The following is a 443-nucleotide window of genomic DNA, read 5'->3' as shown; positions in this document are numbered from 1 at the left end:
GGCCGAGGACGGGAAGAAGGGGCGGAGCCGCGACGCCGCGCTCTCCCGGACGCCCGTGCAACGGCCCGGGCTGCCCGCCTCGCTGCTGGACGGACCGGTGGAACTGGAATCCCCGGTCGACCTGGACGCCCTCGACGACTTCCCCGGCGCGCTGGGCGACGAGGACAGCGGCCACGGCGGCCTCTTCCGCCCCCACCGCTCCCTCACCCGCTCCGAGGACGAGCGGCCCGGGCGCCACCGCGAGCAGCATCAGCAGACCCCCGGCACCCGTGAGGGGGACGACCGGGGCGAGGACGACCGGACGAGCGCCCCGGTCCCGCTGCCCCGCCGGAGGGCACCCAAGCTGGTCAGCTCCCACGGACGCCCGGTCGGAGACCGGCGCACCCGCCGGGAGCGGACGGACGAGGACACGGCCGCCCCGTCGGAGCACGAGCAGGGACCAC

At 77.4% G+C, this 443-nt stretch carries 1 pseudogene; it reads left to right on the top strand.

Going from position 1 to position 443, the window contains the following annotated elements:
• Nucleotides 1–55: 55 nt before the first annotated feature.
• A pseudogene (locus KDL01_RS42075) lies at nt 56–443 on the top strand (histidine kinase); the annotation flags it as partial.

The organism is Actinospica durhamensis (assembly GCF_018139695.1).
Lineage (GTDB): Bacteria > Actinomycetota > Actinomycetes > Streptomycetales > Catenulisporaceae > Actinospica > Actinospica durhamensis.
The sequence above is the reverse complement of the archived record's forward strand: the minus strand, read 5'-3'. Positions and strand labels throughout refer to the sequence as shown.